At 49.7% G+C, this 14,645-nt stretch carries 8 protein-coding genes and 2 pseudogenes; all 10 read left to right on the forward strand.

Annotated features, from left to right (window positions below; all coding sequences use genetic code 11):
- The first annotated feature begins 32 nt into the window (after window positions 1–32).
- The 10 genes and pseudogenes from ACTWJ7_RS04605 (at window position 33) to ACTWJ7_RS04650 (ending at window position 14,507) form a co-directional block, all read left to right on the forward strand.
- Window positions 33–1,292: a TRAFAC clade GTPase domain-containing protein gene (locus ACTWJ7_RS04605; protein WP_024632789.1), complete on the forward strand. Its 1,260-nt coding sequence runs from the start codon at window positions 33–35 to the stop codon at window positions 1,290–1,292.
- Window positions 1,289–1,465, forward strand: a complete 177-nt coding sequence (locus tag ACTWJ7_RS04610) for a GAP1-N2 domain-containing protein (RefSeq protein ID WP_443145163.1) — start codon at window positions 1,289–1,291, stop codon at window positions 1,463–1,465. The genes ACTWJ7_RS04605 and ACTWJ7_RS04610 overlap by 4 nt, the downstream gene beginning before the upstream one ends.
- Window positions 1,390–4,527 carry a GAP1-N2 domain-containing protein gene (locus ACTWJ7_RS04615; protein ID WP_443146341.1) on the forward strand — a complete coding sequence of 1,046 codons (3,138 nt, stop codon included), beginning with the start codon at window positions 1,390–1,392 and terminating at the stop codon, window positions 4,525–4,527. Before ACTWJ7_RS04610 ends, ACTWJ7_RS04615 begins: the two co-directional genes overlap by 76 nt.
- 435 nt (window positions 4,528–4,962) lie before the next feature.
- Window positions 4,963–5,850, forward strand: coding sequence for an ABC transporter ATP-binding protein (locus ACTWJ7_RS04620; RefSeq protein WP_079347755.1), 888 nt, complete (start codon window positions 4,963–4,965; stop codon window positions 5,848–5,850).
- A gap of 326 nt (window positions 5,851–6,176) precedes the next feature.
- On the forward strand, window positions 6,177–6,659 hold the full coding sequence (locus ACTWJ7_RS04625) for a glutathione peroxidase (RefSeq protein ID WP_024632786.1): 483 nt from the start codon (window positions 6,177–6,179) through the stop codon (window positions 6,657–6,659).
- Window positions 6,660–6,968: 309 nt separating this feature from the next.
- Complete coding sequence (locus ACTWJ7_RS04630) at window positions 6,969–8,330, forward strand: FAD-dependent oxidoreductase (RefSeq protein ID WP_079350277.1); 1,362 nt, start codon at window positions 6,969–6,971, stop codon at window positions 8,328–8,330.
- A gap of 225 nt (window positions 8,331–8,555) precedes the next feature.
- Entirely contained in the window at window positions 8,556–9,410 is an 855-nt protein-coding gene (locus ACTWJ7_RS04635) for a formate/nitrite transporter family protein (RefSeq protein ID WP_024632784.1), read from the forward strand.
- Between the two features lie 464 nt (window positions 9,411–9,874).
- Window positions 9,875–11,937, forward strand: a pseudogene (locus ACTWJ7_RS04640) (molybdopterin-containing oxidoreductase family protein).
- Between the two features lie 221 nt (window positions 11,938–12,158).
- Window positions 12,159–13,382 (forward strand): MFS transporter, encoded by a 1,224-nt coding sequence (locus ACTWJ7_RS04645; protein WP_024632782.1) that lies wholly within the window; start codon window positions 12,159–12,161, stop codon window positions 13,380–13,382.
- A gap of 211 nt (window positions 13,383–13,593) precedes the next feature.
- Window positions 13,594–14,507: pseudogene (locus ACTWJ7_RS04650) on the forward strand (class I SAM-dependent methyltransferase).
- Window positions 14,508–14,645: the final 138 nt, after the last annotated feature.

Consider the following 14,645-nt stretch of genomic DNA (forward strand, 5'->3'; position numbering starts at 1 on the left):
TTTGTCTAACTGATCAGGGGAGGGGAGTGGCTATGAGCTTTTTTAGTCGGTTTTTGAAACGACAGCAGCCGGAGGAGCGGCCGTTGTTTTACGATATCGTATGTCCGTATTGCTTCAGCAAGTTTTCACCGGAGGAGGTTGTGTTCCGGGCTGCGCATCATCGCGACGACGATGAGGACTACGCACTTGGGGAAGATGCGAAGCTGAATCGGTATCGCGAACGGTTTGGACTGGATACGGTGTTTGATATGGAGGCCGTACTGGCTCCGCATGATGTACCTGAGGAACATCGCATCTATTCGGATAACATTGTGATGGGACTGAACGATCGGTATGGTGTTGTTACGCGGCGTCGGCTGTGTCCACAGTGCCATAACGAGCTGCCTGTCACGGCAGGCAAAGCACCAAGCAATATCATTTCCATTATAGGTGCATCACAGGTGGGAAAATCCGTCTACATGACTTCATTGATTCATACATTGCAGCATTACACTGCAGATCACTTTGATGCGGCCTGCATGCCGCTGAATGCGGAGATTAGTCGCCGGTTCCGTGCGGATTATGAAGAACCGCTGTTCGAGCGGGGCGATCTGCTGGATTCCACGCAGAAGGAGAAGCTGCAGGAGCCGTTTATTTTCCAGTTTGTATTCAAGGATGAAGATAAAGCTCCGCTGACACTGGTGTTCTTTGACGTTGCTGGTGAAGGTATGGTGGAGCAGGACTATCTGGGACTCCACGGGCAGCATATCAAGAACTCGGCAGGCATTCTGTTCATGGTGGACCCGCTCCAGATTCGTTCCATCCGGGACAAGATCCGCATCAACCTCGGCAATGAGCCAGGCGAGTGGACGCCAAGATACGATGAGCCGCGTGATGTGGTGCTGACGATGTTCGGTGACTTTATCGCTTACCAGGACAAAGCCAAGACGAATATTCCAACTGCCGTTGTACTGACCAAAAGCGACATGCTGCATTCCCTCAAGGATGAAGAGGGTGATTACATCAAATCCAACAGTAATGTGTTCCGCAACATGGTGCACCGCGACTGGTTCGACCTGACCGAATTCGAGAATATCGACGGGGAGATCCGACGGTTTATCGAGAAGGTGGACCGTCCGTTCAAAGGCACGATGGATGTGTACTTTAAGGATACGGCTTACTTTGCGGTATCTGCGCTGGGAAGCAATCCGGTGGATATGAAGCTGCAAGGTGTGGTCAGTCCAATCCGTGTCGATGAGCCATTCCTCTGGCTGCTTTACAAGCTGAAGTACATTGAGGGGAGAGTGGGATGATGCGTTCTTCCATAACCCCGCCGATTGAACAGCAGATGTACACCAGAGAGCGGCGCGGGGTGTTTCGCACAACGGAGGGGTTCGATACGGTTGCCGCATCGCCGGGACTGGACCCTTCTTTATCAAAAAAGTGCTTCATCCCTACTGCGTCTATGACGCTCCAGCAGAACTGACGGGCCGGAGTGAGAAGGATGAAACGAAGTTCCCACCGTCCATTCATCTGCTTCACCTGGAGAGCGGGGAGACGATCCTTGGGCAAAATGTGTACCAGTCCGCTGATTTTACCGGGCTGCGCAGTGCTTTTTTCGCTCATAACTATGTCTTGTCTCCCGAACGCTCGGAAGAGCAAATGAAGCAGGGCGGCTGGCTGGATGCTGTGTTCGCCACGTCATATGACATCGAGCAAGGAACAGTACTGCCTGCGCTTACTGAATTGCCGCGTACAGCTGGAGTGGGACAGGGGTCTGCCAGGGGGACAGGCTCGGGCTTCGGCACAAGCCCGGCTGGTGACTTCGGCCCAGGTTCATCTCCAAGCCAGATCCTTGGCGCTTTGAAAATGGACGAAGTGGTGTTCAAACGTCTGCTCTACGCCGTCATGCAGGCTGTAGCGACACGTCGGAAGGTATATATTGCGCTGGATGTGCCCGCTGAAGAAGTTACAGCCGGAGCCAAGGGGTTGCTGCGTTTGTTGTTTACGGCGCTGCCTTACGCGTTCCGGCGGCAGCTTGGCTTCATGACATTTGCCAAGGAGCCGCAGGCGAAGAAAGGCATCCACCTCCAATTTGTGGAGCGAGGCACTCTGCGTCCGAAGGACCGGAATACGGAGAAGGATTTCACCTTTGATCTGGTATCGGGCAGAGTTACCCATGCAGATGCATCTGTGGCAAAGCTTCCTTACGCGGAATTTGCCTGGTCTCTGCTGCATGAGCCAGCGGCTGCCGATCCATTTTATGCTTTTGCGGATGAGATGCTGTTCGGGATGGAACCGGGACGAGAACTCTCCATTGAAGCATACGGGGAACTTTCGATGTTCTATCGTCTGGAGCAAGGCAGAGAAGATATATACCTGAATAACAAAAGCGATGTCCTGAGTGGCTTGCTCACCTACTTGAAACCCGAAGGCGGAGCGAGGCAACGTGCACGTTTGAACGAGTTGTTCCTTACATTGCTCAGTCGTGAGCTGGACAGTGTAAAACGGGAGAATGTGCCTGAGGACTCGGTTGCTGCACGCATCGGAGAGTATTTCCGGGTCGCTGCGTCAGTCGTACAGTCTCGAATCGTGGACTATTTCATCTATGGCGTTAATAACGCCCGTTCGCAGAAACGAATCCGTGCTGTGCAGGAACTGTATGGCTTGCTGGATCGGGACAGCCTGTTAAGCCGTGCTTTCTTCGACAAAGTGCTGGCGAACGAATCACTGACCAAGCTGTTGTTCGAACCCTATCTGGATAATCAGCTGAAACGCACGGAATCTGCTGCCGATGTCGTGGAAGTGATCCAGAGATGGATTACATCACACTCGTCTGCCATCCACAATAGCTTCTTGGTGGAACGGACTGCAACCGAGCTGCGTGAACGTTTGTGCTCAGCGCCCAACCCTGTTCAATCTGCCAATGAGGCACTTAAGCGGGTTAGTGTATTGGATCGTGTATCAGTCGCAGGTTCAGTAGACACAGGGATTACCGCCCGGATTGGGCAATCTGGAGCTGCAGTCCGCGCTAACCGGAAAGGTGGACCTGAGTCCGCTGTCCAACCACCGGCATATCAGGAGGATTTAACCCGACTTGCCGATAAGCTGGCTTACGTCATTAATTTGTTTATGATCCAGGATCTTGATCTGGAGCGGGTTAATCGTGAACAGCTGTTAAGCATTGATATTTTGTTGCATGGAAACGAGGTTCGGGACTGGGCTGCTCGTCAGGGCTCAGATGTATCTGCACGTACAAACATGATGCTGGCAGCGAGAGCATGGCTAAGCGGTGAGGGGCGCAGCGAAGAGGAGCTGGAAGTTCTCTCCTTGGCTGAGCGTAATGAACTCCAGCGCTGGACGCGTCGCTGGCTTGTCTTGGAGCTTCGAGATCATCCAGGTACGACTGCGTTTGAAGCGCTGCCGCTGGCTTTCTATCGGGGTGGTAGCGGCAGCAACAGGCTCGATTATCCAGGCCTTATTGAATTTATCTACAGTAGTTCAGGACGTACAGAAGTGTTGTATCAATTTATGGAGTGGTCGGGGAATCAACGCTTGTTTATTCGCGGCTCTAACGCACACAAGGGATACGCGGATGCAATCGTGGCCTATTTCAAGGCCCACGATCGCGAGGCCTTTAAGTCCAAGTCAGCTTTCAAGCCCTATTATGCCAGAGCAAGCAAGACGATGAAGCCTGCCTACGACCGCGCCAGAACAGAGTTGTCGTCTCCGCTGGTACGCATGCTGACAGGTAAAAGGAAAAACCTTTTTCTAGGGTCGGTCATCGTCATCCTGATTCTTGGTATTGCCGGAGGTACGTATGCTTTGATGGGGAATAAGGCGGAGACGCCAGCAGCATCACCTCCACCAACACAGGAGCCCGTTGTTCCTGCTGAACCGGAGGTGCAGCTCGCAGATCAGATCGCCTACCTCGTTCCGGCATTCCAAGCGGACGACGGTACACAGACGCCTGCCCGGTTGGTTATCCGTTACCGAAACGAAACCGACAGCAACGCTTTGCAAACGGACACTCTCCAATGGAACTTGAAAGATGGTACTACGCAGAAGCTCAATGCTGAGGGAGAATGGGAGAGTTTCAACCGTAACGAGGAGCCGGATGGGGAAGGTGCAGCCGGAAACAGCACAGAGGGCACGTCTGAAGGAAGCTCCGCGGATTCTTCTACCCATACTGCGGATGACACTCAGCAGAGCGGAGAAACCGAGCAGGGGGCAGATTCAGCCACAACGGAGGGCACCACTTCAGATCCAGCAGCAGGGAGCACAGGAACGGATACGGGGACTGGCGCAGCTACGGACTCCACGGATAAAGGCACAGCGGAGGGAGCAGCAGGCGAAACGCCTTCAGATTCATCTCAGTCTACAGGAGCAGGTTCGTCTTCAGAGGAAAATCTGACTGTTGCCGAAGCAGACCGACTGTATCCTTATGGGCAGCAAGTAGAGCTTCCGGCCGATATCGATCTGGAAGACATCGTGAGTGTTCAGAGTGGAACGACCGTCATCAACCTCGTCCCGGAGCCTAAGCTCTGAGCGAGATTACTTGAATATGTGATTCATGCAAAATACAGCCACCTCGAAGAATTCGTAGGGGCTGTATTTTTGTTTTGTTCAAGCGATGGAGAAAAACATGTACAAATTGAAGCGATATAGGTCTATTTTTCACAATTCGGACACATTATTAAAATGTTGGGCACGAATGACCATGCGCAAAGCGATGTAATGCATGTACACGATGAGAAAAGCTCTCACATGAATGGTGGACAATCTGACTCATTTTTAGTAAAACACTTCAAAATAGCTCACAACCATCAAGGAATTTGGTATTTAGTGTTGACAAATGATAATGATTATCAGTATCTTTAGTGTATAAGATCTTGTTGCGCCGGAAATACGCTGAACTATAATTTCGTTTTCGTTGTCATAGCCGGAATACATAACCGGGATAAATGAGAGAGGGATGATCGCATGTTTCGTCTGGAGACGTCCAAGTTGGATATCGCTTATGAGGAAAGACTGATTGTTGATAATCTGAATATTCAAATTCCCCAAGGGAAAATTACAGCACTTGTTGGAGCCAACGGTTCAGGGAAGTCCACCATCCTGAAAACGATGGCACGGATCATGAATCCAAAAGCAGGTAGCGTATTGCTCGACGGGAAGTCCATCCATAAGCAGTCCACGCGTGAAGTAGCCAAGCAGCTTGCGATTTTGCCACAGAATCCAACAGCGCCCGAAGGACTTACGGTAACCGAACTGGTGTCCTACGGACGTTTCCCTTATCAAAAAGGTTTTGGGTCGATGCGTACTGAGGACAAACGCATGATTGAATGGGCCATCGAAGTGACAGGCATGACGGAGTTCCATGATCGTCCAATCGATCAACTGTCCGGTGGACAGCGTCAACGTGCCTGGATCGCCATGGCTCTGGCACAGGAGACAGATATTCTGTTTCTGGACGAGCCGACAACGTTCCTGGATATGGCTCACCAGCTTGAAGTACTGCAATTGCTTGAGCAGCTGAATGCTACAGCAAATCGTACGATTGTTATGGTGGTGCATGACTTGAACCATGCTTCCCGTTATGCGCATCACATGATTGGTATTAAAAAAGGTAAAGCCATCGCTACAGGCTCACCTGTAGAGGTTATGAACTCCGATGTACTTCGCGAAGTATTCAACATTGAAGCGGATATCGTGATTGATCCACGTTCAGGTGTACCGCTCTGCTTGCCATACGCCCTTGCGGGTGAACGCCAGCAATCCGCACCTCCAGAACAAGTGGTCATGAACAGTGCAATGGTTCATGCTGGAGGACGGACAGAGCAACGTGTTCGTCACGCGACAGGAATTTAATGAAACGGGCCATAGGGGTCCTCAACGATAGAATGAAGCCGCTGTGCATTATGCACGCGGCTTATTCGCATTCTAGGGGAGATTGACCAAGGTGGAGCCGCATGAGCGGTATGATTATTTTGGCTGCAAAATTCGACTCAAAAAGCCCTTGTCCATATTGGTGAAGGGAGTATGCTTCACGTATGAACTGGGGTCGGGTTTAATCGCAGATTTGGTAATTGTTCGTCTCGGGTCTATAATATGGAGACAGGTTGTGTGCCGTATTATTATTCGGTACAGTACATACAGCAGCCCAACCTACATCATACTCATGGGAGGAATCAGTCATGTCCGTATATTCGTATCAGGCGGTAACGACCGCAAATCAGGAAGTTCCACTCGATCTGTATCAAGGTAAAGTGTTGGTCATCGCCAATACAGCCAGCAAGTGTGGACTGACTCCACAATACGGTGAATTGCAGAAGCTCTATGATCGCTATCGTGATCAAGGTTTGGTTGTGCTTGGGTTCCCTTGTAACCAGTTTGGCGGCCAGGAGCCAGGGTCAAGTGAAGAAGCAGAATCATTCTGCCAAATCAACTATGGCGTTAATTTCCCGGTATTTGCCAAGGTCGACGTAAATGGAGAGGATGCTCATCCATTGTTCAAGTATCTGCGTGAGCAGCAACCTGGTGTTGGTGAAGACAACAGCATCCAATGGAATTTCACCAAGTTTCTCGTGAATCGTGAAGGTGAGGTTGTGGGGCGTGTTGAACCGAAAGAATCCCCGGAATCTATGACTGCAGAGATTGAAAAGCTGCTTGGCGTATAAAATATAACGAAGAAGCCTGCCTCCAGAATTGGAGGACAGGCTTTTTTTGTAGCATAAACAAGTTTCAAAAAGGGGAAACTGAAGTTAATTGAAGATGAATTATCAACGGCCGGCTGAAACGTCAAAAAAACCATTCTACAAATTTATTTTGATTAACCCCTTGTAATGTGAAATAGATCACATTATAATAAGTGTATAAAGTGAAATAAATCACATACAAGGTGTTCACTTAATAGTGAAATATTTCACAACTACAATGACGTTCATATTCAATTTCATATTTATATAATTCCAAGGGGGAACCTTATCATGAAAATCGCAGTTATCGGATGTACACATGCAGGAACAGCAGCCATCGTTAACACCGCCAAATTGTACCCGGATGCTACCATTACCGTGTATGAGCGCAATGACAATATCTCCTTCTTATCATGTGGTATTGCGCTGTATGTAGGTGGTGTGGTGAAAGATCCGGACGGACTGTTCTATTCTTCGCCTAACCAACTGGCCGAACTTGGTGTCGTTACCAAAATGCTTCATGAAGTGACGGCAGTAGATGCTGCAGGTCATAAACTTCAGGCTAAAAACCTGACAACCGGGGAAGAATTCGAAGATACGTTCGACAAGCTGATCGTAACCACAGGTTCATGGCCTGTTGTACCGAAGCTGGAAGGCATCGATATGGATAACATTTTACTTTGCAAAAACTACAACCATTCGAATACCATCATCGAAAAAGCGAAGGACGCCAAACGCATTACCGTGGTGGGCGCAGGATACATCGGCATCGAGCTGGTGGAGGCTTTCCAAATGAACGGCAAGGAAGTTACGCTGATCGATAGCGTGGACCGGATTCTGAACAAATATTTGGACCCCGAGTTCACGGATGCCATTGAAGAAACATTGACTGGACGCGGTATTAAGCTGGCTTTGGGCCAAACGGTGCAGAAATTCACCGGAGAGAATGGCAAAGTGAACAAGGTCATTACATCCAAGGGAGAATTTGAAACAGACCTCGTTATTCTGTGCATTGGTTTCCGTCCAAATACCGAACTGCTCAAAGGCCAAGTGGATATGCTGCCGAACGGCGCAATCATCGTGGATAAATATATGCAAACCAGCCAGAAAGACGTCTTTGCCGCTGGAGACAGCTGTGCAGTTCATTACAACCCAACGGGCAAAGCAGCTTACATCCCACTGGCAACCAACGCGGTGCGGATGGGTACACTTGTAGCCCGAAACCTGGTTCGTCCAACGACCCCGTACATGGGTACACAAGGCACATCAGGTATCAAAATATATGAGCAAAATATTGCAGGCACAGGTATGACGGAAACGTCTGCTGCTGACGAAGGTCTGGTCGTTGAAGCGGTAACGCTTGAAGATGCTTACCGTCCAGAGTTTATGCCAACAGCAGAGAAGCTGCTGCTCAAAGTGATCTATGAACAGGCTACCCGCCGCATTGTTGGTGCACAGATTATGTCACAGGCTGATCTGACACAGTCGATCAATACGATCTCTGTCTGCATTCAGAACAACATGACGGTAGATGAGTTGGCCTTCATCGACTTCTTCTTCCAGCCGCATTACAACAAACCGTGGAACTTCCTGAACTCGGCTGGTCTTCAGGCGTTGCCTCCAGTAGATGTAAAAACACCAGCAATGGTATAACGGATACTGCTGAGATATAGGAGAGTTGCCGCATCCTGCGGCAGTTCTTTTCTTTTTATTTTTTCTGAGATCGACCGAACAAGATAGAACGGAAGCATTAAAAAATGTAGTTTTCAGACTTTGTGATAAAAGTAACAAACCTCTCGAAACCTTCGCGATACAATGAACATATCAACAATAGAATTTGATTTATGATGTTCATGAACTGTGAAGGAGAGGATCGTTATGGCAGCAAAAACACCTCTTGAGGTTGCACAATATACGGCGCATACGGGGATGAAGAAAGCTCAAAATCCGGTGTCCTCCGTATTGATACTCAGTTTTCTGGCAGGCGCTTTTATTGCGCTCGGATTTCTGCTGGATATTCGGGTCATTGCCTCTGCTCCGGCCGAGTGGGGCAGCTTGGTTAATTTGATCGGTGCAGCAGTGTTCCCGGTAGGTTTAATATTGGTGCTGATTGGCGGCGGGGAATTGCTGACAGGCAATATGATGGCTGTTCCACTCGCGACGATTGCGCGCAAACTGTCCGCAGGCAGCATGTTGAAGAATCTCACCTTAGTAACGATAGGTAATTTCCTTGGGGCGATCTTTGTAGCCTATGCGTTTGGGCATGTGCTCGGTCTTACAGCAGAAGGTGCCTACTTGACCAAAGTAGTCGATATGGCTGGACACAAGCTGGACGACAGCTTCCTTCAGGCTTTTATATCGGGGATCGGGTGTAACTGGCTGGTAGCTCTTGCGGTGTGGTTATCCTATGCATCGGATACGATGAGCGGAAAAGTACTGGGCATTTGGTTCCCAACGATGGCTTTTGTGGCTATTGGATTTCAGCACGTTGTCGCCAACATGTTCCTGATTCCTGCGGCGATCTTCGAAGGGCATTATTCGTGGGGGCAATACGTCATGAATTTCATTCCGGTATGGCTTGGTAATCTGACGGGAGGGGCGCTGTTTGTGGCGGCTGCTTACTGGATGGTGTATCTACGCAAACATGAGCCGGAAGTACAGCCTGAGGTGGCAATGGCGGTGGCCCAGCCTGTAGAGACGGAAGCCAGAACGATGTGGAGCAAGCAGGCGTAGCGGCATTTTTCTGAGTAATCGAGTAGCGTTGTAACCGTGGTACAATTGCGAAAACGAGTGAAAAGACAAGTACAAAGACAAGTGCAAAGTAAACAGGAGAGGCGATTCTGATCTCGTTCAAGTCATGGCTGTCGGCTGTGATGAGCGGGAAAGGAGTCGTTTTTTTGATGTAAAAATATCCACACAAAATAAATTCGCCATGACAAGGTTCGGGGGAACGAAACCTGTTCATGGCGAATTTCGGGAGTGGTCCATGATATGGCATGAGGAGGAAGTGGGGAAACACTAGCCTAATGCCTTATTTTTAATTTACCCCTGAATTTCGAGATTGAATCAAGGGGAAATAAGATTTTTTTAAAATAATTTCGAGCAGCTGTGGCGGTGAAAAAAGACTGTTCTCTTTACGCGATTACCATGAAGAAGATATGATATGAAGATAGCTTTGAAGGGGGAGGGACTTGTATATGATCGATCAGGAGAATGGCGTATTCCCGGCGGTTTGCCCGCTCGATTGTCCGGATACTTGCGGCCTGCTGCTTCATAAGGAGAACGGCAAAATCGTGAAGGTAGCAGGCAATCCGGACCATCCGATTACCAAAGGCGCCATCTGTAACAAGGTCCGAAATATGACGGAGCGGGTGTATCACCCGGAGCGGCTGCAATATCCGATGCGACGCATCGGAGCCAAGGGGAAGGCCAGTTTGAGCGAATCAGCTGGGATGAAGCCATCCGCGAGATTACGGCGAAATTCAGTTCACTGTCAGATACCTACGGACCGGAGAGCATCCTGCCATACAGCTTCTATGGAAACATGGGCATTCTGGGTGTGGATGGCATGGATCGTCGGTTTTTCAATGCGTTAGGCGCGAGCAAGCTGGAACAGACGATATGTAACGCGGCCGGAAATACTGGGTGGAAATATACGATGGGTGCGAACCGGGGCACACTTCCCGAAGATACGGAGCATGCAGATGTCATTCTGGTGTGGGGAGGCAACATCGTCAGCACCAATATGCATCAGGTCGTTCTGGCCGAGAAAGCCCGCAAGAAGGGAGCCCAAATCGTCGTCATCGACGTTCATCGCAATCGGACCGCCCAATGGGGAGACTGGTTCATTCCACTCTACCCGGGTACAGACAGTGCACTGGCACTCGGATTAATGCATGTACTGTTCGAGCAGGGACTGACAGATGAGGACTTTATGCAAAAGTATACCGTCGGCCATGAGGCACTGCGTGATCATGTCGGCAGCTACACCCCTGAGCGTGTTGCACGTATTACAGGCGTACCGGAAGCGGACATCGTGAAGCTGGCTGAGCTGTATGGCAACGCACAGGCCGCCCATATTCATATCGGCAATGGCCTGCAGCATCACGACAACGGTGGCATGAACGTGCGCAGCGTAGCCTGTCTGCCTGCGATTACAGGTCAGTGGCTGAAGCGCGGCGGTGGCGCGATTCGTACCAATAGCTACGCGAGCACCAATAGCGATGCGTTGGAGCGTCCAGAGCTGCGCCAGAACCCGGAGCCGCGCGTGGTGAACATGAACCGGATTGGCGAAGCACTGCTGGAAGCGGAGCAGCCGATTCGGGCGTTGATGGTTTATTGCAGCAATCCTTTGGTGGTGGCACCGGATACCGAGCGGGTGGAGCGAGGTTTTGCACGGGAGGATCTGTTCACGGTTGTCCATGATCTGTTCCTGACGGATACGGCGAAGTACGCGGATATTGTACTGCCTGCGACGTCTTCATTTGAAACGACAGATCTGTATACGTCCTACTGGCATCAGTATGTCCATTTGCAAGAGCCGGTCATTGCGCCTTTGGGTGAGAGCAAGAGCAATGTGGAACTGTTCTCTTTGCTTGGGCGGGCGATGGGGTATGACCCGGAGATTTTCGGTGAGACACCGGAACAGATGATTGAGGAGGCACTTCAGGGTACGGGCAATCCCTACATGAACGGAGTAACATTAGAAGGGCTGAAGCAGCATCATTTTGTCAAGCTGGATATGTCTCCACATGATTCATATTTGGATCAGCTGCCTACACCTTCGGGGAAAATCGAGCTGTATTCGGAAACGATGGCTCAGCGAGGATTGCCTCCGCTACCTACGTACAGTGCACTGGTTGAAGGGTATGACGGGGAGAACCCGGCTGGACCTGCGGACGTCTATCCGCTGATGTTTCTGTCGCCACCGAATCATAATTTCCTGAACTCGACCTTTGCCAATTCGGCCAAACATCAACGCTTGGAGAAGATGCCGCTATTGCAAATGCACCCGGAGGATGCCGCTCGCAGACAGGTGGAGGACGGGGATACGGTGGTCGTATGGAATGACCGCGGCCGAATCGAATTAACCGCCAAGGTGAGTGAATCCATGCTGCCAGGAACGGTGATTAGTCAAGGCTTATGGTGGGATGGCAATGGCAAAAAACAGCGGGCAAACTCGCTCACGTCCAATCGACTGTCTGACATGGGCAACGGAGCTACATTCTTCTCGGCCACTGTCGAAGTGAAGCGTCAATGAATGTGCTTGCAGATCGGATCTTTTCAGGTAAGATGAACAATGGATAGATTGTAAGCAATGAATAGACCGAAAGCAATGAGTAGATCACAAGCAGAATGTAGAGCAAGATTCAAAATTTAGAATTCAAATGGCCTTCGCTCTGGCTAATCATGCCGTCTGGCGAGGGTCTATTTTTTATGGCAATATGCTTCTTGAAGGTACTAAGGAGAATAAACAAGATGATGAGATGGCTGGATACGTATCCAAAAGAAGTGAAAATATTTTTGCTGGCTAGTCTGGTCAATGCGACAGGCAGTGCCTTGATGTGGCCGCTGACCACAATGTATGTATTTGATGAGCTTGGGCGCACGATGGCGAACGCGGGGTTTGTCATTCTGATTCAGTCGCTGGGTGGTATCTTCGGTCAATTGCTCGGAGGTGCACTGTACCACCGGGTGGGGGTCAAGAAGCTGATCATCGGATCACTGGCGTTAAACGCTGTGGGGTTGTTTGCTCTGCCGTGGATCAGCGCGTATTGGGTTATATTTATATGTGCGATGGGCTGGATCGGCCTATTTAGTTCATTATCGCTGCCAGCGATTCAAGCCTTTATCGGCTTCCGGTTTGCGGAGCGACGCGGGGAATTGTTTAATGTGATCTATGTCGCCAACAATATCGGTGTGGCGATTGGTACGGCGCTCAGTGGTTTCCTGGCTGATTTTTCCTACCATCTCAGCTTTGTACTGAACGGGGTGACTTCGGCCGGGTTCGCGATCTTCTTCTGGTATTATCTGTCGCGGGCAGAACCGGATCAGGGCGAAGTGCATCTGACCAAGCGCAAAACGGTTCCCGATGGGCCGGGCGTCTGGGCGCTGCTGGGCAACACCAGATTATATCTATTTATGAGCCTGGGCGTGCTGTTCCTGCTATTTGGTAATTCCATCTGGAATACTGGTGTGTCTCCGTATATTATTTCCGAGGGTATGGAGAAAAGAATGTACGGTCTGCTCTGGACGCTGAACGGAGTTCTGATCTTCGTGGGACAACCCTTCACCAGTTGGGTCAAGCGTACGATGGCCCGTACATCGACTGCTCAGATGACGGCAAGTGCAGTGTTCTATGGCATGGCTTACATCGTCATGATCACCATGTATAGCTATCCGGGTATGGTGCTTGCGATGGTGCTGGCTACCTTTGGGGAAATGCTGATCTCACCTGCTACGCCGGCATTTATCTCAGAGCATGCGGGAAGATCGGCACCCTTCTACATCGGGATATCCGGTGGAATCGGTGCGGTCGGCCGGGTTATCGGGCCGTATGCCATGGGCGTCATGTACGACAAACAAGGATTGATTCCTGTAGCATGGCTGGCGACTGTCACGGCGGGTATTGCAGTGCTTGGTTTTGTACTGCATGCGGTGCTGAACCGCAATCGTGAAGTGAAGGAGTATGGATTGGACGCTTAGCCTCTTAGGCTAGGTGGTGTAAGGAAGAGAGAAGACAGGTGGAAGTGGAGGGAAAAGCCGCAAGGCCACTTTAATCTGTCTGATCATTCCGTAAATTTTGATTGACAAAAAAATCTTTTTATGCTATAATTTACATATAAATGTATTCCGTATATACTAAGGTTCTCCTGGCCAGGGGAATCTTATTTTTGTTTGTACGGGAGGATAAAACATGAAGCAAAATGAGTCCAGTATTACATCCCTGATTTCGGCTTTTGGCCGAGCCTACCACTGCCAATACGATACACCTCTTATTTTCGATGATTATATAGCCAAAGAGCTTATCACTCCGCAAGAGTTTTCGGATATCCGCGCGAATATGATTCAAGGCATCCATTATTTCAACCCGGAGATGGCTCACCAGTGCAAGGACGACCCGGATAAGATCCTAAAATGGATTACCCAAGTACAATTATCTCCAATAACACTGGCTCGGGCTGCCTATTGTGAGCATGTACTGCTGCATGAAGTCACGTTGGGATTGAAGCAGATTGTTATTCTTGGCGCAGGGATGGATACATTTGCTTTGAGGCATCCGGAACTGGAAGACACGCTGGAACTATTTGAAGTAGATTATCCAGCCACTCAGCAATTCAAGAGGGAGCGGCTGCATCAGGCCAAGCTGATCATTCCAGGCAATCTTCATTTTGTGCCAATGGATTTTACCCGTGAGCCTTCGTATGAAAGTTTGACTAATGGAGGTTTGGAGAAGCTGAAGACGCTGGTTACTCTGCTGGGTGTTTCGTATTATTTGACCAAAGAAAATCTATCCAACTTGCTCCGACATGTATTTTCGGATCTTCCAACGGGGAGCTCCATTGTGCTGGATTATGCAGATGAACATCTCTTTGAGGAAAAAGGAAGGTTTAACCGGGTTGAAAATATGGTGAAGATGGCTGCAATGGGGGCGAGCCGATGCAATCCTGCTTCACGTATGAGGAGATGGAGCGGTTGTTGGCGGATGCAGGACTACTCATATATGAGCATCTATCGCCGGAGGACATCCAGGATCGATATTTCAGCAATCGTACAGATGACTTGTCCGCCTTCGAAACAAACCATTTTATCCATGCGGTAAAAAAATAAGAATTTATTCCTGATGTGATCATCACAGAATAGGATCTGAATAAGGAAGGGATGTCCCATAGTCATGAACATGACGGGGGCATCCCTTTTTAGCGTTAGTACTGTCTAAGGAATTGAGCGCGTGTTATTAGCGCCAAT

Origin of the sequence: Paenibacillus sp. 1A_MP2 (assembly GCF_052244825.1) — a bacterium.
Classification (GTDB): Bacteria; Bacillota; Bacilli; order Paenibacillales; family Paenibacillaceae; genus Paenibacillus; species Paenibacillus vandeheii.

What these genes read in the sequence shown, in the direction of transcription:
- ACTWJ7_RS04605 (WP_024632789.1), top strand. Translation starts at nt 33, where the DNA reads ATGAGCTTTTTTAGTCGGTTTTTGAAACGACAGCAGCCGGAGGAGCGG.
- ACTWJ7_RS04610 (WP_443145163.1), top strand. Translation starts at nt 1,289, where the DNA reads ATGATGCGTTCTTCCATAACCCCGCCGATTGAACAGCAGATGTACACC.
- ACTWJ7_RS04620 (WP_079347755.1), top strand. Translation starts at nt 4,963, where the DNA reads ATGTTTCGTCTGGAGACGTCCAAGTTGGATATCGCTTATGAGGAAAGA.
- ACTWJ7_RS04625 (WP_024632786.1), top strand. Translation starts at nt 6,177, where the DNA reads ATGTCCGTATATTCGTATCAGGCGGTAACGACCGCAAATCAGGAAGTT.
- ACTWJ7_RS04630 (WP_079350277.1), top strand. Translation starts at nt 6,969, where the DNA reads ATGAAAATCGCAGTTATCGGATGTACACATGCAGGAACAGCAGCCATC.
- ACTWJ7_RS04635 (WP_024632784.1), top strand. Translation starts at nt 8,556, where the DNA reads ATGGCAGCAAAAACACCTCTTGAGGTTGCACAATATACGGCGCATACG.
- ACTWJ7_RS04645 (WP_024632782.1), top strand. Translation starts at nt 12,159, where the DNA reads ATGAGATGGCTGGATACGTATCCAAAAGAAGTGAAAATATTTTTGCTG.